Source organism: Bradyrhizobium sp. SZCCHNRI1009 (assembly GCF_032487575.1).
Lineage (GTDB): Bacteria > Pseudomonadota > Alphaproteobacteria > Rhizobiales > Xanthobacteraceae > Bradyrhizobium.
The window spans coordinates 321,460-343,599 of record NZ_JAUEUL010000005.1 but is presented as its reverse complement, the minus strand read 5'-3'; the positions used below and the strand labels follow the sequence as shown (position 1 = coordinate 343,599).

The following is a 22,140-nucleotide window of genomic DNA, read 5'->3' as shown; positions in this document are numbered from 1 at the left end:
CTCCCCTCCCCCTTGCGGGGAGGGGTTGGGGGTAGGGGTCCGCATCGGCAGTCTTTGCTGGGGACCCCCCTCCCTGACCCTCCCCCACAAGGGGGGAGGGAACGGAGAAAGCTTCGCCCGGATCGACGGAGGAGGCGCTCATGCCTAAAGCCTCCCGCCTTTCTCGCTTCAATGTCGCCTCGCTGACGCTCGGGCTGGCGTTCCTGTATCTGCCCATTCTGATCCTGGTGATCTACTCGTTCAACGCCTCGCGGCTGGTGACGGTGTGGGGCGGCTGGTCGCTGCGCTGGTATCACGAGTTCTTCAACGACCGTGCCATGATCGATGCGGCCTGGATGAGCCTGCGTGTCGGCGCCACCGCGGCGACGGCGGCGACGGTGCTGGGGACGCTGGCCGCGGTGGCGCTGTCGCGCGGCCAGGGCTTTCGCGGCCGCATGCTGTTCTCCGGCATGCTGTATGCGCCGCTGGTGATGCCCGAGGTGATCACCGGCCTGTCGCTGCTGCTGCTGTTCGTGGCGCTGGAGGCCGAGCGCGGCTTCTGGACGGTGACGATCGCCCACACGACCCTCACGATGTGCTTCGTCGCTGTCGTCGTGCAGTCGCGTCTGGTGTCGCTCGACCGCAGCCTGGAGGAGGCCGCGATGGATCTCGGCTGCGATCCGCTGCGCGCGTTCGTGATGGTCACCTTGCCGCTGATCGCCCCTGCGGTGATCGCTGGCTGGATGCTCGCCTTCACGCTGTCGCTCGACGATCTCGTGATCGCGAGCTTCACCACCGGACCGGGCTCGGCGACGTTGCCGATCCGGATCTATTCGGAAGTACGGCTCGGGGTGAAGCCGGAGATCAACGCGATCTGTACCCTGGTGATCGGGCTGATTGCCGTGGTGATCGTCGTGGCGTCGTTAGCTTCAAAGCTGTCGAGTGACCGCGGCGAGAGCGCTGCGCCATTATAGACGGAGAATGCTGTGACAGCGTCGCTCAGGCGCCGAACAGCTCCAACCCGGCGGCCACAACCGCGCGGTGGATCGCTGCGCGATCGATCGACGGCGCATCGACACAGCAGGCCGGATCGGCATTTCGTCCAAGCTCGGTACTCTCAGGCAGGAACACATAGTGACCGGCGTCGTCGGCGACGATATCCAGCGCGCTGCCACTGAGCCGCTCATGCAGCCAGCGCGCGGCCGGCAGCAGGGCATCGGCACCGCCGACCATGATGCGCGTCGGCAGGCAGATCGCGGCCACGCTCGCCTCTGAAAAGCCCTGCACCGAGCGCCCCGGCGCCAGCAGCAGCGCCGCCTTGATGCGGGGATCGCGATAGGAGGCCGACATCCGCGCCCAGGAATCGCGGAAGATCTGGCTCTTCTCCATCAGCCGCGGCAGATGATCGACGAGATCGGGAAACTCGCGCGGTCCGCGGCCGAGATTGGCGCCGGGCTCGAACGGCGAGCGGAGCATGATGGCGCCGAGCAGGGCCGTCGCCGTGACGCCACCGAGCGAATAGCCGACGGCGTAGTTGCGGGCGAGGTTGATGCGGCCTTCGAAATCGGGATGAGCGACGATGTGGTCGATCAGCAAGGACACGTCGCGCGGGCGTTCCCATGAGCAGAGGAATCCCTCTGCGCGGTAGGGCTCGGCGTTGCTGTTGCCATGATGATTGACGGCGACCGCGACAAAGCCGCGGGCCGCCAGCTCGCGCGCCAGCCATTCGAACTGCAGGCCGTTGCAGCCGGTGCCATGCGAGTACACGACGAGAGGACAGGCGTCTACGCTTGCAGCGAGCGGCGAATTCAAGGCCGCTGGTCCCGCATTGAACCAGCCCTGCGGCCACGGTGCGAGCGGGAGCGCCGTCTCCTTGGCGTCGTCGGCGACCGGGTACCAGGCGAACCAGTCGATCGGTCGCGGCCCGTCGCCATCCCAGTTCGCCCGCGATGCGTCGGCGAACCGTCCCTGACGAAATCCGACCCTCATCGCTCCGTCACGACTTCACGGCGCCCGCGGTCAGCCCGCCCACCATATAGCGCTTGAAGGCATAGTAGACTGCGGCGGGCGGCAACGCGTAGATGAAGCCGGTGGTCATCAGCAGCTCCCACGGCGAATCGTCGGCGGCCAGGAAGTTGCCGAGCGCCACGGGCAGCGTGATATCCTTGTCGTTCGATAGCAGCAGGAACGCGTAGAGGTACTCGTTCCAGGCCAGCAGCACGGCGTAGGTGCCGATCGCGACCAGCGAGGGCATCATCAACGGCACATAGACGAGGCGGAAGATCTGCAGCGGGCTGGCGCCATCCATCACGGCGGCCTCGTCCAGCTCGACCGGCAGCTTGTCGGAGGCCTGTTTCAGCACCCAGATCGCATAGGGCGAGGCGATCGTCACCATCGCCAGGATCAGCGACCAGTCGTTGTTGAGGAGGCCGTATTTGCCCATGGTGCGATACATCGGCACCGCGAGGAACGCGGCCGGGATGAAATAGGTGAACAGCGCAAGGTTCATCACCACGCGGCTGCCGGGCACGCGCAGGCGCGAAATGGCGTAAGCCGCGCAGGTCGCGATCACCAGGGTCAGCGCGCCGACGGCGGCGGCAATGAGGACGGAGTTGCCGAACTGGATCCAGAAGTCGCGCAGGAAATAATGCTGCTGGTGGAACACGATCGAGAAGTTGTGCAGCGTCGGATGATCCGGCCACAGCTTGCCCGAGAACGCGTCCTCCTTCGGCGAGATCGCGAACAGGAACATGTGGTAGATCGGAATCATCGTCCAGATGAAGACGGGAATGCCGATCAGCAGCAGCCGGGCCTCGGTGCCAACCTCGCGCAGGGTGGGGAGCTTCATCGCGACAACCGCTTCATCATGAAATAGACCAGGGGGAGCACTAGCGGCATCGCGCAGACGATCGAGGCCATGGCAAGGCTGAGCTGATCGAGCCGGAGATAGCGGATGCCGAGTGTCGACAACACGTGGGTGAGATCGGCGGGACCGCCGCCGGTCAGGAGATAGACGCTGTTGAAGTCGCCGAGCGTCCAGATCATCGAGAGCAGCGTGCAGGTGATGTAGAGCGTCTGCATCGACGGCCAAGTGATGAAGCGGAACTTCTGCCACCAGGTGGCGCCATCGACCTCGGCCGCCTCGAACAGGTCCTGCGAGATCGCGAGCCGACCCGTCATCAGGATCAGCGTCCAGAACGGCAGCGACTTCCAGATGTGCATGCCGATCGCCATCGACAGCGCAACGGTCGGATCGTTCAGCCAGTTCGGGCCGTCATCGCCGGTGAACTTGAAGATCAGCTGGTTCACCACGCCCCATTCGGGATTGAGCATGAAGCGCACCGACAGGATGGTCGGGATCGAAGGCACCGCCCAGGGCAGGATGAAGATGACCGACAGCCATTTGATCCAGCCGCGCTGCTGAATGAAGAAGCCGGACAGGAACAGCGCGACCACCATCTTCAGATTGATGCCGACCAGAAGGAAGATCAGCGTGTTGACGGCGGCGCGCGCGAAGATGGGATCGTTATACAGCGCGACATAGCTGGCCGGCTCCCGGGCGAGCCACAGGCCGTAGCCGACGGGATAGACGACGAAGGCGAGGAAGACGAGCAGATAGGGGGTAAGCATGACGATGCCCCACACCTGTGACGGTGTCAGCAGCACCGGGCGCGGTGCCTCCGCGATCGCGGAATCGGAAGCTGAGAGCGTGATCGCCATGGTCGTTTTTCCCGGGTCGTCTCTTCCCGCCTATAAGCCATCCCGGCCGCATGCGCTGCGGCCGGGATTTGGTGTCTTGTCAGGATCTCGCCAGTGCCTCGCGAGGCGAGAGACTAGCCGGCGACCTCCTTGAGCCGCGCGATCAGCTCGTCGACGGCCTTCTCGACCGGCACCTTCTCGCTGACAACGCGGTTCATCGCCTTCGCCCAGACGTTCTCATTGTTGAGGATCGTGAACTTGTAGTTCTTGGTGAAGTCGAACGGCGTGGTGCCGCCGGTGAACTGGGTGTACACGGCCTTGCGATGGCGGTCGGCCTGCCAGAACGGGCTCTTCTGGCCGGCGGTCGTCACCGGGAACCAGCGGCCCAGCGCGCCCTCGACGTAGGGACCGAGGTTCTCCTCCTGCATCAGGAACTTGATGAACTCCTTGGCCTGCGCCTTGTGCGGCGCATTGGCGAAGATCAGGCCGGTCTTGACGTCGGAGCGGTACTTGATCGGCGTGCCGTCGGGCTTGTTGGGGAAGGACGCGGTGATGATGTCCTCCTCATAGGCCTTCTTGCCGGCCGCGCGCTGCTCGGGTGTCAGCGCCGGGTTGGTGGAGTCCTCGAACCACTTGGCCGCGATCGAGATCGTGAAATTGTGGGTCATCACGATCGTCTTGTTGTGGAAGGCGACGTTGTTGTCCGGATCCTTCCACGTCGTGGACGAGGGCGGCGTGCAGCCCTTGATGTAGGTGTCGGTATAATCCTTCATCGCCTTGACGAGGCCGTCGCGCACCTTGGGGTCGTCGACCAAGAGCTTGCCATCGTCATCGACCAGCTTGACGTTGTAGGCGTCCATGAAGGTGTAGAACGACTGGAACGAGTCGGTGGATTCCACGCCCATCGGCTGGCCGACGCCGTAGATGCGCTGGCCGGTCGCCTTGCGGATCGCCGGCTGCACCTTGTCGCACCAGAACGTCCAATAGTCTTCCCACTTGGTCGGGATGTCGCTCTGCTTGAAGCCGGCCTTGCCCAGCATGTCGCCCCAGATCTGGACGTGCATGCTCTGCTGCTTCAGCGGGAAGCCGTAATAGGCCTTCTTCTTGGCGACGTTGTTGTAGAGGTAGGCGGTCTCGAGCGTGTTCGGAGCGAACGCCGACTTCATCGGCTCCAGGATGTCGGTGAGATCCTCGAGCTTGCCTTCGTAGGCCCACTTACCCTGCGCCTGAACGTCGTAGGTGTCCGCATAGGCTACGTCGGGCACGGTGCCGGAATCGAGCGCGGCGACCGTCTTCGGAATCATGTCCTGGATTGCGTATTGCGACAGCTCGACCTTGATGCCGGTCTTGGCCTCGAACTTCTTGACGACGTTGAGCAGCGCATCGTCCTCGGACTTGTAGAAGCCCTTGCTCCACCAGATCGTGATGGTGTCCTGAGCGATAGCTGGTGCTGCAGCGCAAAAAAGCCCGGCGGCTACTGCGATTGAAAGCGCACCCATTCCCCTGGATTTCACATGTCTCTCCCTGATCCGCCGATCTTGCTCGATCGGTTGTGGCGGGACACTAGCCCAGGGACCCGACGTGATCCAGAAGTAATATATCAGACATAGGTCGTGGCGGCGGCCGCGTCTCGGCACGCGAAGCAAGCCGAGTTGGTCAGTTCTGCTTGGTGGGAGTGCCGCCCGTCGGCGCGTCAGCCTGCGGCGCATTGTCCGGCTGGGCCGGGCGCAATCCGCCGCCAGTGAATCGTTCCAGCACCGAGCGCACCGCATCCCTCGTCTTGCGGTCCTTGACTGCATCGAGCAGAGGGGCGGCGGCCGGGGCGCGGCGGATCAGGCTTTCCGGATCGGGAAAGATCAGTGGATCTTCCCAGGGGCCCTGGACGACGAAAGGCAGTTCGAAGCCGTTGCTGCCATTGCCTGACGACAGCAGGCTCGCGACGCCCTTGAAATCGTATTCCCGTGTCGGCACCGAGGCCGTACCGGTCATCGTGATGCGCGCGGTCGGGCTCTCGACGCGGATGTCCTCCGCGGTCGCGATGCCCTCGGAGAATTTGACCGCGATCGTCAGCGAATCGTAAGGCGTCGAACCGGAACGGAAATTGCCGCCCCGCGACAGCGGGCTGCGCTCGAGGCGCTTCAGGAGCTGCTCGACGTTGAAGCCGGAGATCGCGCCATCGCGGCCCTGCAAATTGGCGCTGCCGTCGAGCGACTGGGCGAGCCCGAACGGGCTCGAGCCCGAAGCCGTCAGCGAGACGTTGAGATTGCCGCGTCCCGACAGCGACGACACGCCGAACATCTCGTTGGCGCAGGCCTGCAGATCGACATCGTTGAATTGCAGCTCAGCCTTCACGTCGGCCACGGTGTCGGCCCGGGCGATTCCGAACGAGCCGCGCACGATGCCGCCATACATCTGAGCCTCGCCGACCGAGAGGGCGAGCACGCCGTTGCGCAGGTTGGCGCCGAAGGCCGTGCGTCCGATTTTCGAGGAGCCGACCGTGACTTTTGCGGCCGATAGCCGCATGTCGAGGTCGGTGGTGGACAAGGCCTTGAGGTCGAACAGTTGCCGGTTCCAGTCGCGCGCACCATTGGCCAGCAGCCGGACTGTCGAGATGTAGGGGGTGAAGTCGAGCGCGTCGGCCGCCAGCGTCGCCTGCAGCGTCTGCCGGCCGTTATTGGCGTAGGTCATCACGCCTTCGGCGGTGTTGCCGTCGAGCTCGACGTTGACATTGGTGAGGGCGACCGAGGCGCCGACCACGTTGGCGCGGGCACGCAAGGCGAAGCGCCCGAAGCCGCCGCCGCCGAGCGGCGTCTGCCCCGTCCAGCGCAGCGCATCGCGGAGCGACGGGCTGTCCACGGTCAACGTGCCTTCCATCAGCGCGCTGGTGCGGTTCGCGACCGTGCCATCGAAGGCGACCTTCAGTGGCGGGCTGGCGAGACGCATCTTCAAGCCCGACCGGTCCCCCGACAGCGCAGCCAGGAAGTCGCTGACGCTGATGGAGCCCTCGATGCGCTGGCCGCGCCAATCGAACTGCCCGGTCGCCGCGAACGAGCGCGAGATCGACGGCCAGGCGAGCGACAGATCAATATCGTCGAGCCGCTCGGAAGCATGGTGGTCGGTGTCCTCGTAGACCAGGATGCCGTCCTGGATGCGGATCTCGGAGAACGACATCTGGCTGTCGGGCCCCGGACGCATCGTGCGCGCGATGGTCTCGATGAAGGGAGTCCAGTTGCTGTTGCCGTCGGCCTCGCGGGTGACGTTGATCTGCGGCCGCAGCATCATGACATCGGCGATTTCGAACCGCTGCAACAGCAGCGGCAGCAATTGCAGATTGGCGGTCAGCACGTCGACGCGCAGGGCCGGATCCTCGGTGCCGCTGCCCTTCAGGCCGACATCGTGGAACGAGACGTAGCTGCCCGGAAACAAGGAGACGTCGATATGTCCGTTGACGACGAGCTCGAGCCCGGTCACGGCGCGGATCTGGTGCTCCACCGCCTGCCGCAGTGCCTCGCGATTGACCAGCCAGGAGCTCGCCAGCAGGGCCACGAACGCGATGCCCAGCAGCACCGCGATCGGTGTGCCGAGGCGCCTCATTCCTTGGGCCATGGTCACGGACATGTCCTGGGATCGTCGGATCGCTGGTTGCGCGGGATGGGCAGGGTGCGCCGAAAACCCCTGCCAACATCAACAACTTGATGCGCTTTCTTGACGCTTTCAAGGCCACGCCGCCGGTGTGGCCGGATTGCGGCGGATCCCTGATATTCCTGACTCCGGATCGCCCCGGAGGCGCAGGCTGGCGCCACAGCTAAAGCAGGATGTGCGCGTTGGGAAGGCATCATTGACGCATTGCGAAGATTTCGCCTAATAATCCGGTCGATATCCGCGCGGTCGCCGCTCTGCATCAGGTCATTTCCGTATGAACAAGGTCTATCCGGACGCCAAATCCGCCCTTGCTGGCCTCCTCAAGGACGGCATGACCATCATGTCGGGTGGGTTCGGTCTTTGTGGCATCGCAGAAACCCTGTCCGACGCCATTCGCGAGTCCGGGGTGAAGGACCTCACCGTCATCTCCAACAATGCCGGGGTGGACGGCATCGGCCTCAGCCGGCTGCTGGAGACACGGCAGATCAAGAAGATGATCTCGTCCTATGTCGGCGAGAATAAGCTGTTTGCCCAGCAATATCTGGCCGGCGAGCTGGAGCTCGAATTCTGCCCGCAGGGCACCCTGGCCGAGCGCATCCGCGCCGGTGGCGCCGGCATCCCGGCCTTCTTCACCAAGACCGGCGTCGGCACGCTGGTCGCGGAGGGCAAGGAGGTGCGGGAGTTCGACGGCGAGAAATATCTGATGGAGCGCGGCCTGTTCGCCGATCTGGCGATCGTGCACGCCTGGAAGGGCGACACCGCCGGCAACCTCGTCTACCGCAAGACCGCGCGCAACTTCAATCCGATGATGGCCACTGCGGCCAGGGTGACAGTCGCGGAGGTCGAGCATCTGCTGCCGGCCGGCCAGATAGATCCCGACCACATTCATACGCCCGGCATCTTCGTCAAGCGCATTATCCAGGTCGGAACCGAACTGAAGCGCATCGAGCAACGCACCGTGCGCAAACGTGAAGCCGCCGCTGCAGCCGGGGAGGAAGTCTGATGGCCTGGACGCGAGAGCAGATGGCGGCGCGCGCCGCCAAGGAGCTGCGGGACGGCTACTACGTCAATCTCGGCATCGGCATTCCGACGCTGGTCTCCAACTTCATTCCGCCGGGCGTCGACGTCGCGCTGCAGAGCGAGAACGGCATGCTCGGCATGGGTCCGTTCCCCTATGAGGGCGAGGAGGATCCCGACCTCATCAATGCCGGCAAGCAGACCGTCACCGAGCTGCCGATCACCAGCTATTTCTCGTCAGCTGAATCCTTCGCCATGGTCCGCGGCGGACACATCGACCTGTCGATCCTCGGCGCCATGCAGGTCGCCCAGAACGGAGATCTCGCCAACTGGATGATCCCCGGCAAGATGGTGAAGGGCATGGGCGGCGCGATGGATCTCGTCGCCGGCGTCAAGCGCGTGGTCGTGGTCATGGAGCACAGCGCCAAGGACGGCCCGAAGCTGCTCAAGCAGTGCACCTTGCCGCTGACCGGCGAGCGCGTGGTCGACATGGTGGTGACCGATCTGGCGGTGTTCACGATCGACAAGCACGGCAATGACGGCATGGCCCTGATCGAGCTCGCCGATGGCGTGACGCTCGACGAGGTCAAGGCCAAGACCGAAGCCGAGTTCCGGGTCGCGCTCAAGAATGCCTGAGGGCGCGACTACCAGCGCCGACACAGCATCTCCGCGACCTTGACGGCGAGCCGGCACGCAGCATGCCGTGGCGGGCTCGCAGCAGCGGGCGGCGCGGTCTCCGCCAGCCCCTGGATGATGAGGCACGGCACACTGCGGCTGAGGCAGATCAGCCCCATCGCATAGGCCACGTTGTCCGTCGCAAGCGCACCTGGAAACGCTGCTGATATCTCGGCATCCGTGCCGTCGCCATCGCACGTCACTGTCATTCCTTCGAAGAACACGCCGATGTCATCCAGCATGCCATCCGTGGCCTCGTGCGCGAGGCGGCAAAGCTCGGGGTCGGCCGGAATGATCATTCCGCTGTCATCGACCGAGGGCGGCTCGGCAATGCTGAGCGCGTCGCGCAGCTTGATCTGAATCCGGAATGGCGCGACCGAGGTGGCAATGACGAGGTCACCGGGGCCGGCCCCGACGAATCGCGGGCCGCGGGAGACGTGCGGGAGATTCGGTCCCAGTGCCTCGGCCCGTCCCGGCATGATCAGCCACTGCGCCCCATGCTCTTCGATCGCCACTGCGGCCGCGCTCGCCACCTCGGCCATCGATCGCCCGAGGCATACGACCGCATGGAAGCAGGAATGCCTGATGATGGCGCGCGCCGCGTTGCGCTGTTCAATCAGTGTGCCCGGGCCCATGGCCTGGACCAGGGCTTCGATATCCTCCGGCGTTTCGACCACGAAACCGATCGTGTTGGCTTTGGCATGGAGAAATCGCAGCGCGTCGAGCATCGCGTTGATGCTGGCCTTCTCCCGACCATCGAGCTGCTGCCACAGCGCTTCGAGCACATCCAGGGAGGCCTCGATGCCGGCGCCGATCACGCCCTGGCCGAGCGGGCGGCCGGGTGTCTCGCAACGGTAGAGCTCCTCCAAGGCCTGCTGGACGGTTCTGCGGTCTTTGACGGCGTAGGCTCCTTGCAGGATGCGCGCGAGAACCTGGGCGCGCTTGCCAAGTTCGAGCGGAACGGCAAGCCAGGCAAAGTCAGCCAGCTCGGCGGCCTGCTCGCTGGCGGCACGCTGAAATTCGCCGACGACCTGACCGTAGTGCCAGCTCAATTGCCACGGGGTCACCTGCCTCCCGCGATACCTGCCGCGCTCGATGCGTTCGAGCGATTGTGCCTGCAACTCGTTGCGCAGGTCGGGATCCATTCCCGATGCGCGGGAATCCAGCAGCCGATAGGCGCGTGTTGCGATCGCCGGTCCGAACCATTCGTGCTCGGGGTCGCCGACCGAGAGACCGCTGGGCATGCGGATGTGGACCGTCCTGCGAAACTGGTCGAGCTCGCGTTTTGCCACCTGGGCCGCGGTCACCGAAACCTGCTGTACCTCGAACAAGCCGTCGACGACACTGGCCCAGTCCCAGAAGTCGTCGCCATAGAACGGAATGCGATATTGGCGGCTCGCGACGATCCGTGCGCAAACCTGTTCGATGGCGGGAGCCACACGATCCAGAATATCCTTGCGCGCCAGCGCGCCGTCCGTGAGACATTGGTGCACGAGACGCGCCGCGCCCGCATTCACCACATGCCAGTCCTTGGCGGCGAACTTAGGCGATGTCCGCAGATATTCGAGCGCGTCGATGAGGCAGCGTCCAGCCAGTGCGCGAGGCGAATCGTCGTCGAACCAGCTGGTGTTGCCAATTCCGTAACCATGCAGGTCGGACGTGAAGAAGACCGGCGGATGTCGAGAATTCACACTCGCCTCCTGGTCCGCTCATCGCGTCTCTCAACGGAAATTGTCTAACGTTTGTAGCTTACATCTCGCAACCGAAAGTTGATTTTGTATGACTGTCATTTGTGCCAGTGTCAGGGCACCGCCGATCCGGCACCGGCGTCGGCTGCTGTCGAGCGTGCTTGAGGCTGAGCATGCCGCGTCATGCGCGAATGGCGCCGAGGAGCCGGCTGAGGCGCTGCGTCAGGCTGCGGCTCCATGAAGGCTGTTCGCGGACCAGGCGGAAGCCGAGATTGGCAGGTGGCGTGCCGGAGGCGCACCCGCCGGCGCGCGCGTCGCGGATGAAGTCGGTCACGTAGGCTCGATGCGCGCCTTCGGCCAGCCGCACGCCGCAATTGCTAACGGTCTTGGTGACGCGACCTGCACTATCCTGCATCTTGCGTGTGAAGCAGGTCGAGGTCCATTCCCAGACATTGCCCGCCAAGTCAGCAACGCCGTGCTCATTGATGCCGAAGCCGCCGAAGCCGCGCGTCTCGGAGTCCTCTTGCAGGGCGGCTTCCCGTTCGTAGCGGGCAATCCAGCGCCGCGAGGGATCGGCGTCGTCGATCGAGACGCCATCGTCCTTGAAGCGGCTGCCCGCCGCATAGGCCCACTCGGTATCGGTCGGCAGACGATAGCTGTGGCCGGTCCGGCGTGAGAGCCATTCAGCGTAGGCCACCGCGTCATGCCAACTCACCTGCACGGCCGGGCGATCGATGGCGATGGGAACGTTGCGATCGAGCGCGCGGCACGCATGCGCTTGGACGCAGGCGTGGTAGTCTGCGGCACTGACCTGGTTCGTCATGATCGTCAGCGGATGATCAAAGCGGACCGTCGTGATGGGAGCTTCGGCCTGCCGCCCGCTGCGGAGATGGTCACCGGAGTCGCGGTAGGCGATCGCACCGGGTGCGATCTCGGTGAGGGCAGGGCCGTCGAGGCCGGCAGCGCGGTTTGGCAGATCTGCAAGGATCGGTGCCATTGCGGTCGGGCCAGCCAATCCGACGACGCAGGCGATGGTGAGCTTGATCTTGAAAGCGAGCAGCATGGCAGCACACTCAGGAGAGTGGGGGCCGGATACGCCGGCCCCCCTGGGCCGATCAGTTCGTCGTGCCGGTCGGAATGTCCGCCGGGGCTTTGACCTGCGTCATCAGGTCGTCATTCCACTTGCCTTCGACCTTGAAATGGGCGGTCGCGCCGAGATTGGCCGCCTCGATCAGGTTGTGGGTGACGTAGGCGTAGATGCCGGGCTGCAGGAATTTGTAGAGCGCGGCGCCCGCCGAGCCGCCGCGGATGAACCAGGTCTCGAGCCCGGTCTCCGGCGCGTTCGAAAATTTTCCGGTCTCCCAGACATAGTCGCCGTGGCCGCCGATCAGATGCGGACGACTATCGCGATTCGCCTGCGAGTGCACGATCAGAACGTTCTCGCCGACATTGGCCGTGAGCGCATTCTTTCCGGTGAGCGCGCCGGCCTTGCCGTTGAACACCACATGGGTCGGCGTGAGCTTGCGCATGACCTCCTCGGTGTCGCTATAGGCTTCGCCGGGCGAGTCGTAGGACTTGAAGTTTCCCTTGTCGTCGCGCGGGACGTAGAGGTCCTGCTCGCCGATGTAGTAGATGCGATCATAGCGCAGCGCGTGTCCGCGGCCGTCATTGAGACCGTCGCGCGGCAGCACCATCACGGCGCCGTTCATGCCGGAGACGACATGCCAGGGGATCATCGGTCCGCCCGGGGCGCAGTGGTAGACGAACACGCCGGTCCGCGTCGCCTTCCAGCGTAGCACGACCTGCTCGCCCGGATTGACCAGGGTCAGCGCGCCGCCGCCCAGCGCTCCGGTCGCGGAGTGGAAGTCGATATTATGCGGCATGCTGTTGGTCGCGGGATTGACCAGGGTCACCTCGACATAGTCGCCCTCATGGACCACCATCAGCGGGCCTGGCATCGAGCCGTTGAACGTCATGGCCTGGAAGGTGGTGCCCTTCTCGTCGATCACCATCTTCTTCTCCTGGACCACGAGCTTGAACTCCATGATCTTGGGTCCCTGCTTGGTCGCCTGCTCGTGCGCATGCACGAACGGCGGAGCCACCAGATCGACCTTCTGGCGCGGCAGCTTGAGGTCCTCGGCAACAGCGGGAGCCGCAATCATCATCGCGGCGATGGCTGCACTGAACATGGCGGTGCGGCGGGTCAACATGGATCGCTCCTTCATTGGATCTGTTGTAGTGCCGCAATCAGCATGCTCCCGTTGGAACTCGGCTTGTTTGTGCTGCAACAAGCAACTTCGCAATTGCGGAATCAGACGGCGGATTTCGAGCGAGATTGGCGCGACTGTACCCGCGCAGAGCGCTAATGAGTTGCATCGGCGCGCAGTTTCTTGGGAGGCCGGATAGGGTGCGGAGCAAAGCGGGCAGGCTTTCTCGCGCGACTACGCGATAAGACGCGATCTATCCGTTTGTCCACACGGCACGAGAATCGCCGGCGCCATGATGCGCTGCTTCAGAGCAGGACTCTGGACCGACGATGTGCTTCCGAACTCATCAGCTCAGCCAGCGCACCGCCAACAACACGACGAAGGCGACTGCCGCCGCGATACAAAACACCGTGGTCATGAACATGGCGATGTTGCCGAGCAGGCCCGTTGGCCCCGACTCGTCACGGAACGATTCGAAGCCGTCGGACTGGGGGATATGGCCGCGGATGCCGGCGAGGAGAGCAAATGAACGGATCAGCAGTTGCAGAGCTTCCATTGCGGCTTCCTCGAATCGTCAACAAATCAATGATGACGTGAAATGAGCCGGCCACTTTGAGGAAGCGCAAAGTCCGCGGTGATCACCGGCGTTCTACTGCGTCAACAGGTATCTGCCGGCCGCGCCTTGAGAAAGCTCAAGGCCGTCCCTCTTGCCTTGTGTCAAGAATCTTCGAACCCCAGGTCGATACGCTCAGGTGACAGGCAGGACATGAGACCAGATCTTGCAGCATGCTACGGACAGGAGCGCCTCCCGCGCTATACCAGCTATCCTACGGCGCCTCATTTCTCCGCCGCGGTCGGCCCGTCCACCTACGCAGAATGGCTGCGCGCGATACCAGCGAGCGCGACGGCATCGTTATACCTGCATGTGCCCTTCTGTCGCTCGATGTGCTGGTATTGCGGCTGCAACACCATGGTCGCCAAACGCGACGAGCCGATTGCGGTCTACGAATCGGCCCTGCGTTGCGAGGTCGACATGGTGGCGCGCCAGATCGGCCGGCGGCTGCAGGTCGGGCACATTCATTTCGGCGGCGGCACGCCCACCATCATGGCGCCGGAGTCCTTTGTTGATCTCGTCGGATCGCTGCGCCATTCCTTTTTCGTGCTGCCGTCGGCGGAGATCGCCATCGAGATAGATCCGCGCACGCTGACGCCGGAGATGATCGCGGCGCTGGGGGTGAGCGGGGTCAATCGGGCCAGCCTGGGCGTGCAGAGCTTCGATCCGCGGGTGCAGCAGGCCATCAACCGGGTGCAGAGCTTCGAGCAGACCGCGGCGGCGACGAACGGATTGCGTCAGGCCGGCGTTGCCGGCATCAACTTCGACCTGATCTACGGACTGCCGCATCAGAGCGTTGAGTCGTGTCTCGACACCGTCCGGCGCGCCATCGACCTGCGCCCCGACCGGCTCTCCGTGTTCGGCTACGCTCATGTGCCATCGTTCAAGACGCACCAGCGCAAGATTCAGGACTCGGCGTTGCCGGACAGCCTGGAACGCTACGATCAGGCCTGCGCGATCGCTGACGCGCTGAAGGACGCAGGCTACGTGCAGATCGGGCTCGATCATTTCGCCTTGCCCACGGATCCCATGACCATCGCGTTCCGCGAAGGCCGCCTGCATCGCAATTTCCAGGGCTATACGACCGATGCAAATGATCTGCTGCTCGGCTTCGGGGCCTCGGCGATCGGGCAGCTGCCGCAAGGTTATGTCCAGAACGCGCCGCAGGTCCGGGCCTATGAGCAGAAGATCGCCTCCGGCAGCCTCGCGACCGTGAAAGGCTATGGACTGACCGATGACGACCGCCTGCGGGCCGACATCATCGAGCGCATCATGTGCGACTACGGCGTGGACCTCGATGTCATCTGCACCCGCCATGGCACGGACACCGACGACATGCTGAGATCGGCGCCGCGGCTGCAATCGTTGATCTCCGACGGTGTGGTCGAGCTCAACGGCGGTGCGCTCGCGGTGACCGAGCATTCCCGGTTCCTGGTGCGCAGTGTCGCCGCGGCGTTCGATGCGCATCTCGACGCGTCGAAGCAGCTGCACAGCCGGGCGGTCTGACCGTCGAGGTGCCGCGGTGCTTGTGCCGCGACAAAGACCGCCAACGGCATGCCCGCTACCATTCGCGCTGGACTTGGAATGGAGGCGCGCATGCCAATCTCCTTCGATGAACTGGTCGACGATGTCATGCGGCGAAGCCCGGAGACCATCGGCGTCTTTCTTGCTTTCCAGATGCGTTGCGTCGGTTGCCCGATCGCCTGCTTTCACAACGTCGCGGATGCCTGCCACGAGCATGGCGTCGATCCCGACGCGTTCCTCTCGGCGCTGTGTGCCTGCGCGTGATCAGCTACGCGATGCGGCCGCATCGCCGGCGCCCTGCTGCGCCAGCAGGACGATCTTGTGCGGCTCGCGCAGGACGATCTTCTGACGCCCGCTTTCGACCAGGCCGAGCTGCTCCCAGCCGGAGAGGATGCGGCTCACCGTGTGCAGCGTCGTCCCGGTCATCTGCGCAATGTCCTGCCGGCTGATCGGGAAATCGATCTGCACGCCATGATCGAGCTTGCGGCCGGCCTGGTTGGCGAGCCGGAGCAGCGCATGCGCGATGCGCTGCTCCACCTGCTGGGTCGACATCTCGATCACGCGCGCATGGGTTTCCTGCAGCCGCTGGCCGACCGTCTGCAGCGTGTTCGCCGCCAGCGACGGAAACCTCGCGACCAGTCTCGGCCATGCGGCGGACGGCCAGGCCAGCACGATGCTGTCGTCGACGGCGGTCGCAGTCGCCGGATAGTGCTGCAGGCCGATGGCCGGGGCGACGCCGAACGTATCCCCGGGCACGACGTAGCGCACCACGATCTGGTCGCCGGTCGGCGTCGTCTTGCTGGCGCGGACATGGCCGTGCAGCAGCAGGAAGAACGAGATCGCATCGGCGCCCTGCTCGAACACCGCGCCGTTGCGTGGAACGCGAATCGAACGGGCTTCGCGCAGCACATCCGTCAGATCCTCCGCGGACAGCCCCGCAAACAGCGGCAGATGCGCGACCAGCGAGCGGTCGATGGAAGCCATGATATTCTCCGGGCCGACGGCGGATTTTGCCCGCTCAATAGCACGTTTTTGCGATCCGTCGGAAGTTTGTGCTGGCGCAAGCCATATCGGACGACGCGCAACTACATGTTAAGCACACAGCGCCATATCGGCGCGGTTCCCGTCGCCCATCGAGCGAGCATGCACATGGCCATTCCACGCAACTATCAGGGCTGGACCGTCCTCGCCAACGGGTTCAGGCCGTTCTTTCTGCTCGGCGCGCTCCAGGCTGTGCTGGCGATCCTGATCTGGCTCCCGGCCTTTTACGGCGAGCTGAAGCTGAGCTCGGGCTTTGCCCCCCGAGACTGGCACGTGCACGAGATGCTCTACGGCTACCTGCCGGCCATCGTCACCGGCTTCCTGTTCACGGCGATCCCGAACTGGACCGGACGGCTGCCGATCCGGGGCGTGCCGCTGCTCACCCTCGTGCTGGTCTGGATGGCCGGACGACTGGCGGTGACGATGTCTGCGCTCGGTCCGTGGTGGGCCGCGATGCTGATCGATGCGAGCTTCCTGGTGCTCGTCGTGCTGGCCGCCGCCCGCGAGATCGTCGCCGGGCGGAATTGGCGGAATCTGCCGGTGGTCGCGATCGTCACGGTGCTGTGCGCCGGCAACATCGCGTTCCATGTCGAGGCTCATCTGCGCGGTTCGGCCGACTGCGCGATCCGCATCGGCGTTGCCGTGATCGTGCTGCTGCTCGCACTGATCGGCGGCCGCATCACGCCGAGCTTCACCCGCAACTGGCTGGTCAAGCACAATCCCGGCCGGCTGCCGGTGCCGTTCGGCCGCTTCGACCTTGCCGTCGTCCTGTTCAGCGCGCTGAGCCTGCTCGGCTGGATCCTGGCTCCCGAAAGTGCGGCAACGGCGCTCGCGCTCGCTGCGGCCGGCGCGCTGCACGGGGCGAGGCTCGCGCGCTGGGCCGGTGATCGCACCTTGCGCGAGCGTTTGCTGGTGATCCTGCATGTCGGCTATTTGTTCGTGCCGCTCGGCTTCCTGCTCACGGCCGCCGCCAGCCTCGGATGGATTCTGCCGAGCGCGGGGCTGCACGCCTGGATGGTCGGGGCCGCCGGCATCACGACGCTCGCCGTCATGACGCGGGCCACGCTCGGCCACACCGGCGAGGCGCTGACGGCCGCGCCCGCGACCCAGGCGATCTATCTGGCGATCATCGTCGCAGCGGTCACGCGGGTCTGCGCCGTGTTGGCGCCGACGCATGCCGAGGCGCTGCTGCACGTCGCGGCGTTGGCCTGGATCATTGCCTTCGCCGGCTTCGTGGTGGCGTTCGGTCCGCTCCTGCTCGGCCTCAAGCGTCGTTCACTGGCGGTGCGACGGGCGGGATCGGCTCAGCCGGTGCTCTGATTGCGCGCCACGGCGCGCGAGAACACCACCTCGATCAGCGTGCCGGATTTCGGCGCCGCCTTGATGTGAAACTGCGCCCGGTTGGCCTCGACCAGCGCCTTGGTGAGCGACAGGCTGAGACCGGCGCCGTCGGAGCCTTGCTCGGCCGCCGAGGGCGCACGGAACGGTTCGAGCGCGGCGGCCACCTCCTGATCGTTCAGGCCATGACCGGTGTCGCGCACGCGCAGCGCGACCTCGCCGAAATCGGTCAGCGCGGTCGAGACGATGACCTGGCCGCCGGGATTGGCCAGCGAGATCGAGGCCGAGATCAGGTTCATCGCGATCTGGCGCAGCGCCCTGACGTCGGCGATCACCGGCGGCAGCAGTTGCGACAGCGAGGTGCGGATGATGATGCGTGCGCGGTTGGCCTGCGGCTGCATCGCTGCGACGCAGCCCTCCACCAGCTCGTTCAAATTTTGGCTGGTGAAAGCGAGCTCGAGCTTACCGGTCTCGATGCGCGACAGCTCCAGGAGATCGTCGATCAGGGACACGACGCGCTCGCCCGAGGCGCGGATGTCCTTCATGTATTCGGCGTAGCGGGTGTTGCCGATCGTGCCGAAACGTTCGCCGATCATGACCTCGGCAAAGCCGATGATCGCGTTCAGCGGCGCGCGCACCTCGTGGCTGATCCGGGCGAGCATGTCGGCCTTGGCGTTGGCGGCCCGATCGGCGACGCGACGGGCCTGCAGCAATTCGCTTTCGCCGCGGCGGAGCTGCGACAGATCGCGAAACACGGCGAAGAAATTCGGACCGTCGGTCCTGGTCCGGCCAATTGCCATCGACAACGGAATGACGCCGCCCTGAGCGATCTTCCCGAGCACCTCGTGGCCCTTGTCGAGCCCGCTCGACGCGCCGGACTGCTGCGCGCTGTCGAGATAATCGAGCACGAGGCGTGCGCTCTCCGGTGCGAACAGCTCGATCAGGTTGCGGCGGACCAGCGCCGCGCCATCGTAACCGAACAGCGCCTCGGCGCTGCGGTTGCAGGCGTGGATGTTGCCGCCGGCGTCGAACATCAGGATGCCCTCGGCGGTGACGTCGAGGATCGCCGCCAGATCTTCGGCTTCGGCGTGGCCCGCAGCCGGAGGCGGGGCGACGACCAGCGCGGCGGGGGCCGGGGCCGGCATCGGTGCCACGTCGGTCGTCGGAATCGCAGCCGCAGGGCCGGGCAACGGAGCGAAGATCAGGGCATGCGCGCTATCGCCGTCCCAGGTGATCGTGAACAGGCGGGCTTCCGCCTTCACCTCCTCGCTGGAGGAGCCGTCGGCGGCCGAGATCGTGACGGGAGTGCCGGCCTCGGACTTGTTGGGTGCAGATGACACGCCCGGCTCGACATAGAGCGCATCGAGCCCGCCGGCCTGCTCCAAGGCCGCAAGGTCGGCGTAGCCCATCTGCTTGAAGAAGGCCGGGTTACCGTAGAGCAGGCGGTCGAGCCGGTAGATCAGCATGCCCGTGGGCAGCAGGTCGAGCAGGATGCGGTCGCGCTGGCTGTCGCCCTGGGCCGGCGGCTCCTCGGGTGTGAGCCATTCGGTGTGCAGCTCCGCGCCTTGATCGGGCGCCGTCTCCGTCGCCGACGGAGCCTGCTGCGGCGGCGGGACGAGCGGATCGCTCATTCGCGATCCCGGCTCGGGTACCACGCCCTGGACGTCCGCGGGCGCGTTGCGGATCTCACCTTCGAGGCGGGCCGACAGCTGGCGCGCGAGCTCATGAAACGCACTGTTCTCCACCGGCGTGAGCACAGGATGCTTGGACTCGCCCGGAGCGCGGAACGGGACCACGTTCCCGGTCGTTTCGAGCCCGATGCCCTCGATGTGGTGTACGTCCGGCGCAATGGAAGCCTCACGCGATGACGCAGTGACGTTGTCCTGCTGCGGCGGCACATCTGCGGCCCGCACATGGTCGGATTGGGCAAGCTCGGTTTCGTCGGCGTCCGGAACATCGGTCGCGGCTGCATCGGTCGATGCGGGGCGACGCAGTGCGGCCAGCCGGTCCAGGGCGTCGAGGTCGCGACAGACACCGAAGCCGCGATAGCCGGCATGGGTCCTGTCCTCCGCCAGGACGGGCAGTCCCGACAATTCGACCGCAAGCCGCTCGCCCTCGGCGGGCCAGCTGACGACGAGCCCGCTCCAGGTCTCTTTCGTTTCGATCGCGGCACCGACCCGCCCGTCGGGATCGAGGCCTAGCGATGCAGCGAGCTCATGCCAGGGACGGCCGAGCTCGGCGGCGCCGTGCCGCCCGATCAGGTGGGTGAATTCATCGGAGCCGATCGAGAACCGTCCCTCGGCATCCATCTGCCAGGAAAATCGGAGCGGATGGCGACGGCCGACTGAAGGCTCCGCCGCGCCGGATTCGGCAGGATGCGCGTGATCTTCCGTTTGCGGCGCCGGCGCCTTGAACAGATCAGCTTCGGCCGGATCGTCGATCAGCAGGAACTCGGCCGGCGCGTCGTTCGACAGCGCGGGGGATTCGTCGTCGGTTTGGCGTTCAGTCATTGCATCCATCGGAAGAGGAGGCGAAGTCACGACCGCGGGCCCAGCGGCAACATCCACGGGGGCTGATGATGCCGGGGCGGCATCTGCGGTTGGCTCAGGTATTGGCGCCGAGCCCGGCGCCTCGATCTCGTCGGCAGGGGCCGGCATCGGGACGGCCACCAGCCCGACCTGATTGCCGCTGCCGATGCGGTAGAGCGCTGCGCGCTCCGTGCCGAACGTCACCTCGGCCATGCCATCGGCCAGCGCCGCCCTGCGTATCTCGACGAAATCCGGCTCGGTCAGGTCGCGCATGCCGAACAGGCGCCGTCCGGCTGAACTAATGCCGGCGAACTGGCCGTCCTGGGTGAATGCGATCAGCGCACGCTCGCTCGTCTCCGCCAGCCGCTTCAGGCGATCCGCCAGTGGGAAGCTACGTCCACCCCCGTCAGTGCTGGTGATCAGCACCGCGCGCGTGCCATCGGGCAGGTCGATCCTGGCGCAGCCGCAGGTCGCGAGCGTGCCGAGCGGCGCGCCGAAACCACGTAGACGTTCCAGCCGCAAAGCGCCGGTCTCGGGCAGCCGCCGTCCCAATTGAGCGACCTGGCGGCGATGCGCGTCGGCGGGGCCGAACGTTTTCGCGATCAGCGCCGCTGCGCTTGTCGCACCGAGGGCGCGCGCACCGGCCGCATTGGCCCACAGCACACGGCCGCCATCGGCCGACCATAGCCAGGCCGGCAGACTGCCGGCGGCGTGGACGGCCAGCCGGGGGTCGCTGAGGGCCTGCAATTCGAGATCGGCGTGGGTCATGGGCGACGACGGCGAACGGCTCTTGTGATTGTTGATCGGCCGTGGACGACCGGCGGCCGGAACTGGAAGCGTTAAGAATTCGTTACTATCGCGCGTTTTGAGGGCCGAGGTCCACGGCGGGGCCGCACTCCTGTCCTGCTAAAGCTTGGATAACCTTAATGTGTTCCTCGTGAGCCCCCCGGGCTCGGAATCGCGGCGAAACCGGCATGGACCGTTGCAATCTCGGCTCTCGATAGCACGATGATACCCTGGACTGGTTCGGGGCCGCTCGGCAGCGGGAAAGCTGCTGAGAGACGAGGGCGCAGCCAATCGGGACTTCAGAAGGAGGAAAGCATGACCGACGATGGACGACGATTCGAGATTCCGAAAGACGTGCGGGCAATGGCGGAGGCGGGCTTCGACCAGGCACGTCAGACGTTTGAGAAGTTTCTGGCCGGAGCGGAGGCGACGGCCGGCTCGCTCGAACAGCGCGGTGCGACAGTGCGGGCCGGGGCCAAGGACATCGGCTCCAAGGTCTTGTCCTACGCGGAAAAGAACGTCCAGTCGTCGCTCGACTACGCCCAATCGCTGGTCCACGCCAAGGACCTGCCCGAGGTGCTGCGGCTGCACAGCGAATTCGTTCAGGGCCAGATGCGATCGCTCGCCGAACAGGCAAGCGAAGTCGGTCAGGCCATCGGCAAGGCAGCGATCGACGCAACCAAGCCCAAGGCCTGATCAGACATGCCTCGATCCCCCTTTTTCTGGAAGCGGGCGCGGCAACAGTTCCTGATAGTGGAATTTCCGTTGCGTTGCACAAAAGCGCCACGATATAGCTCTACGCGAGGTTGTTACCTCCCAGGGGCGGTTCCTCTGCGTGATCCGAAGTGACTTCCCGATTGCCGGGCCGGTCCAGTCTCAATGTTTCGAAGGATGCATGCCATGACCAATGCCACCGATCCTTTCTCCGCGTCGATCATTCCGTTCGAGGTTCCCGAACAGGTACGCGCGCTCGCCGAAAAAGGCGTGTCGCAGGCCCGCGAGAACTACGCCAAGTTCAAGGACGCTGCGGAAACCCACAATTCGGCCATCGAGGCCTTCTTCGCCAACGCCAGCAAGGGCGCCGGCGTCTACTCGTCGAAGGTCATGGAATTCACGAAGGCCAATACCACCGCGTCGCTCGACTTCGCCCAGGAGCTGTTCGGTGTGAAGTCGCCGTCGGAGGCGATGGAGCTGTGGACCGGTTTCGCGCGCAAGCAGTTCGAGACCTTCACCGCCCAGGCCAAGGAGCTCGGCGAGCTCGGCCAGAAGGTTGCGGCCGAGACGGTCGAGCCGATCAAGGAAAGCGCCACCAAGCTGTTCAAGACGGCGGCCTGAGGCAGCCTCAAGTCTCGCCAGGTGCGCGATGCGGCCGCGCGCCGGCATGGACGGCGGTAGATCCAGAA

General features: G+C 65.2%; 19 protein-coding genes. 8 read left to right on the top strand and 11 right to left on the bottom strand.

The genetic code is table 11. The annotated features are described in order from the left end of the window. The first annotated feature begins 140 nt into the window (after positions 1 to 140). Positions 141 to 953, top strand: coding sequence for an ABC transporter permease (locus QX010_RS12455; protein ID WP_316179765.1), 813 nt, complete (start codon positions 141 to 143; stop codon positions 951 to 953). Between the two features lie 25 nt (positions 954 to 978). Here the strand turns inward: QX010_RS12455 and QX010_RS12450 are convergent, their stop codons facing one another. From QX010_RS12450 to QX010_RS12430, 5 genes are all read right to left on the bottom strand, one after another. After that, positions 979 to 1,968 carry a signal peptidase gene (locus QX010_RS12450; protein WP_316179763.1) on the bottom strand — a complete coding sequence of 330 codons (990 nt, stop codon included), beginning with the start codon at positions 1,966 to 1,968 and terminating at the stop codon, positions 979 to 981. 7 nt (positions 1,969 to 1,975) lie between these two features. Continuing rightward, positions 1,976 to 2,827, bottom strand: coding sequence for a carbohydrate ABC transporter permease (locus QX010_RS12445; RefSeq protein ID WP_315802620.1), 852 nt, complete (start codon positions 2,825 to 2,827; stop codon positions 1,976 to 1,978). After that, positions 2,824 to 3,699, bottom strand: coding sequence for a sugar ABC transporter permease (locus QX010_RS12440; protein WP_316179762.1), 876 nt, complete (start codon positions 3,697 to 3,699; stop codon positions 2,824 to 2,826). Before QX010_RS12440 ends, QX010_RS12445 begins: the two co-directional genes overlap by 4 nt. A gap of 113 nt (positions 3,700 to 3,812) precedes the next feature. Next, positions 3,813 to 5,192 carry an ABC transporter substrate-binding protein gene (locus QX010_RS12435; RefSeq protein WP_315802622.1) on the bottom strand — a complete coding sequence of 460 codons (1,380 nt, stop codon included), beginning with the start codon at positions 5,190 to 5,192 and terminating at the stop codon, positions 3,813 to 3,815. Positions 5,193 to 5,334: 142 nt separating this feature from the next. Continuing rightward, positions 5,335 to 7,284 carry an AsmA family protein gene (locus tag QX010_RS12430; RefSeq protein ID WP_316179839.1) on the bottom strand — a complete coding sequence of 650 codons (1,950 nt, stop codon included), beginning with the start codon at positions 7,282 to 7,284 and terminating at the stop codon, positions 5,335 to 5,337. Positions 7,285 to 7,594: 310 nt separating this feature from the next. Between QX010_RS12430 and QX010_RS12425 the strand changes: the two genes are divergently transcribed. Continuing rightward, positions 7,595 to 8,323: a CoA transferase subunit A gene (locus QX010_RS12425; protein WP_315802623.1), complete on the top strand. Its 729-nt coding sequence runs from the start codon at positions 7,595 to 7,597 to the stop codon at positions 8,321 to 8,323. Beyond that, positions 8,323 to 8,973 carry a 3-oxoacid CoA-transferase subunit B gene (locus tag QX010_RS12420; RefSeq protein WP_315717539.1) on the top strand — a complete coding sequence of 217 codons (651 nt, stop codon included), beginning with the start codon at positions 8,323 to 8,325 and terminating at the stop codon, positions 8,971 to 8,973. Before QX010_RS12425 ends, QX010_RS12420 begins: the two co-directional genes overlap by 1 nt. Before the next feature lie 8 nt (positions 8,974 to 8,981). On the opposite strand, the gene QX010_RS12415 is transcribed toward QX010_RS12420, so the two are convergent. The 4 genes from QX010_RS12415 to QX010_RS12400 all read right to left on the bottom strand — a co-directional run bounded on the left by QX010_RS12415 (position 8,982) and on the right by QX010_RS12400 (position 13,463). After that, positions 8,982 to 10,703, bottom strand: a complete 1,722-nt coding sequence (locus QX010_RS12415; RefSeq protein ID WP_316179759.1) for a hypothetical protein — start codon at positions 10,701 to 10,703, stop codon at positions 8,982 to 8,984. A 178-nt stretch (positions 10,704 to 10,881) separates the two neighbouring features. Beyond that, positions 10,882 to 11,763 (bottom strand): formylglycine-generating enzyme family protein, encoded by an 882-nt coding sequence (locus QX010_RS12410; protein WP_315802626.1) that lies wholly within the window; start codon positions 11,761 to 11,763, stop codon positions 10,882 to 10,884. A gap of 52 nt (positions 11,764 to 11,815) precedes the next feature. Further along, positions 11,816 to 12,910, bottom strand: a complete 1,095-nt coding sequence (gene nirK, locus QX010_RS12405; RefSeq protein ID WP_315802627.1) for a copper-containing nitrite reductase — start codon at positions 12,908 to 12,910, stop codon at positions 11,816 to 11,818. Positions 12,911 to 13,253: 343 nt separating this feature from the next. Next, a complete protein-coding gene (locus QX010_RS12400) occupies positions 13,254 to 13,463 on the bottom strand; it encodes a hypothetical protein (RefSeq protein ID WP_316179757.1) in 210 nt (69 codons plus the stop codon). A 210-nt stretch (positions 13,464 to 13,673) separates the two neighbouring features. Between QX010_RS12400 and hemN the strand changes: the two genes are divergently transcribed. Next, positions 13,674 to 15,026, top strand: a complete 1,353-nt coding sequence (hemN, locus tag QX010_RS12395; protein ID WP_315802862.1) for an oxygen-independent coproporphyrinogen III oxidase — start codon at positions 13,674 to 13,676, stop codon at positions 15,024 to 15,026. A gap of 78 nt (positions 15,027 to 15,104) precedes the next feature. Further along, on the top strand, positions 15,105 to 15,308 hold the full coding sequence (locus QX010_RS12390; protein ID WP_409997929.1) for a DUF1858 domain-containing protein: 204 nt from the start codon (positions 15,105 to 15,107) through the stop codon (positions 15,306 to 15,308). Here QX010_RS12390 and QX010_RS12385 read toward each other — a convergent pair whose 3' ends face one another. Further along, positions 15,309 to 16,028, bottom strand: coding sequence for a Crp/Fnr family transcriptional regulator (locus tag QX010_RS12385; RefSeq protein WP_315802629.1), 720 nt, complete (start codon positions 16,026 to 16,028; stop codon positions 15,309 to 15,311). A gap of 165 nt (positions 16,029 to 16,193) precedes the next feature. Here QX010_RS12385 and QX010_RS12380 point away from each other — a divergent pair, with 165 nt between their 5' ends. Continuing rightward, positions 16,194 to 17,405, top strand: coding sequence for an NnrS family protein (locus QX010_RS12380; protein WP_316179755.1), 1,212 nt, complete (start codon positions 16,194 to 16,196; stop codon positions 17,403 to 17,405). Here the strand turns inward: QX010_RS12380 and QX010_RS12375 are convergent. Next, a complete protein-coding gene (locus QX010_RS12375; protein ID WP_316179754.1) occupies positions 17,390 to 20,719 on the bottom strand; it encodes a PAS domain-containing sensor histidine kinase in 3,330 nt (1,109 codons plus the stop codon). The two genes, QX010_RS12380 and QX010_RS12375, sit on opposite strands and share 16 nt — an antisense overlap. Before the next feature lie 333 nt (positions 20,720 to 21,052). Between QX010_RS12375 and QX010_RS12370 the strand changes: the two genes are divergently transcribed. Further along, positions 21,053 to 21,433 carry a phasin gene (locus QX010_RS12370; RefSeq protein WP_315802632.1) on the top strand — a complete coding sequence of 127 codons (381 nt, stop codon included), beginning with the start codon at positions 21,053 to 21,055 and terminating at the stop codon, positions 21,431 to 21,433. A 204-nt stretch (positions 21,434 to 21,637) separates the two neighbouring features. Continuing rightward, on the top strand, positions 21,638 to 22,072 hold the full coding sequence (locus QX010_RS12365; protein ID WP_315802633.1) for a phasin: 435 nt from the start codon (positions 21,638 to 21,640) through the stop codon (positions 22,070 to 22,072). Positions 22,073 to 22,140 lie beyond the last annotated feature (68 nt).